This window comes from Mesorhizobium sp. P5_C1 (genome assembly GCF_054049815.1).
Genome location: NZ_JBFULQ010000883.1, coordinates 1 through 1541, shown reverse-complemented (window position 1 = coordinate 1541; position 1541 = coordinate 1). Strand labels below are relative to the sequence as shown.

The window sequence follows — 1541 nt, the reverse complement described above, 5'->3', positions numbered from 1 at the left end:
CGACGTTCCAGGTCCGGAATTTCGGATCGCCCGAGATCAGCCGATCCGGCGCCGGCGCGCCAGATTCGGGTTCGACGTTCTTGATGTCGACGGAAAGAAACGCGGTCATGATCGATCAGACCTTGGCAAGCGCCTGTTCGAGGTCGGCAACGATGTCGTTGACGTCCTCGATGCCGATGGAAAGCCGCACAGTGTCCGGACCGGCTCCGGCCTTGACCTTCTGCTCGTCGGAAAGCTGGCGGTGCGTGGTCGAGGCCGGGTGGATGACCAGCGACTTGGTGTCGCCGACATTGGCCAGGTGCGAAAACAGCTCCAGCGCCTCGACGAATTTGACGCCGGCGTCATAGCCGCCCTTGAGGCCGAAGGTGAACACGGCGCCGGCGCCTTGCGGCGAGTACTTCTTCTGCAGCGCGTGGTTCTTGTCTGAGGGCAGGCCGGGATAATTCACCGAGGCGACCTTGGGATGATTGGACAGCCAGGCGGCGACGGTCACGGCGTTGTCGCAGTGGCGTTGCATGCGCAGCGGCAAGGTTTCCAGACCGGTCAGGATCAGGAAGGCGTTGAACGGCGAAATCGCCGGACCGAGGTCGCGCAGGCCAAGCACGCGGGCAGCAATGGCGAAAGCGAAATTGCCGAAGGTTTCGTGCAGGATAAGGCCGCCATATTCGGGGCGCGGTTCCGACAGCATCGGGTACTTGCCCGACTTGGACCAGTCGAAGGTGCCGCCGTCGACGATGGCGCCACCGATCGAATTGCCGTGACCGCCGATGAATTTGGTCAGCGAATGGACGACGATATCGGCGCCGTGCTCGATCGGGCGGATCAGGTAGGGCGAGGCCAGCGTGTTGTCGACGATGAGCGGCAGGCCGTGCTTGCGGGCGATGTCGCCGATCTTCTCGATATCGACAAAGGTGCCGCCCGGATTGGCGAGGCTCTCGATGAAGATCGCCTTGGTCCTGTCGTCGATCTGGCTCTCGAAGGTCGAGATGTCATTGGTGTCGGCCCAGCGCACCTCCCAGCCATAATTCTTGAAGGCGTGGCCGAACTGGTTGATCGAGCCGCCATAAAGCTTGTTGGCGGCGACGAAATTGTCGCCCGGCTGCATCAGATTGTGGAACACGATCACTTGCGCGGCATGGCCGGAGGCGACCGCAAGCGCCGCCGTGCCGCCCTCGAGGGCCGCGATGCGTTCTTCCAGCACTGCCTGCGTCGGGTTCATGATGCGGGTATAGATATTGCCGAAGGCCTTCAGCCCAAACAGCGAGGCAGCGTGATCGGCATCGTCGAAGACGAAGGAGGTCGTCTGGTAGATCGGCGTGGCCCGGGCGCCGGTGGCCGGGTCAGGCTTGGCGCCGGCATGGACGGCGAGCGTGTTGAAACCGGGCGTGCGGGTCATCGAAACCTCTCTTTTTGAAACTCTTGAAATGGCCGGGCATTCTTGGCGAAGCCCGGACGCGAATGCAAAGAAGAAAATGCCCTTCGGCGAACGATCTGCGGCCGGGACGCGAGAAAATGCACGGCCTTGCGGAATAATTTTGCTT

1 protein-coding gene and 1 pseudogene are annotated in these 1541 nt (G+C 62.2%); both read right to left on the bottom strand.

Annotated elements, in window-relative coordinates; genetic code table 11:
* Positions 1-109: pseudogene (locus ACXJ7R_RS32235) on the bottom strand (cupin domain-containing protein); the annotation flags it as partial.
* Between the two features lie 6 nt (positions 110-115).
* Complete coding sequence (locus tag ACXJ7R_RS32230) at positions 116-1396, bottom strand: O-acetylhomoserine aminocarboxypropyltransferase (protein ID WP_095081250.1); 1281 nt, start codon at positions 1394-1396, stop codon at positions 116-118.
* Positions 1397-1541 lie beyond the last annotated feature (145 nt).

Bases quoted from the DNA above. Each gene is read 5' to 3' on its own strand.
- ACXJ7R_RS32230 (WP_095081250.1), bottom strand. From the start codon at position 1,396: ATGACCCGCACGCCCGGTTTCAACACGCTCGCCGTCCATGCCGGCGCC.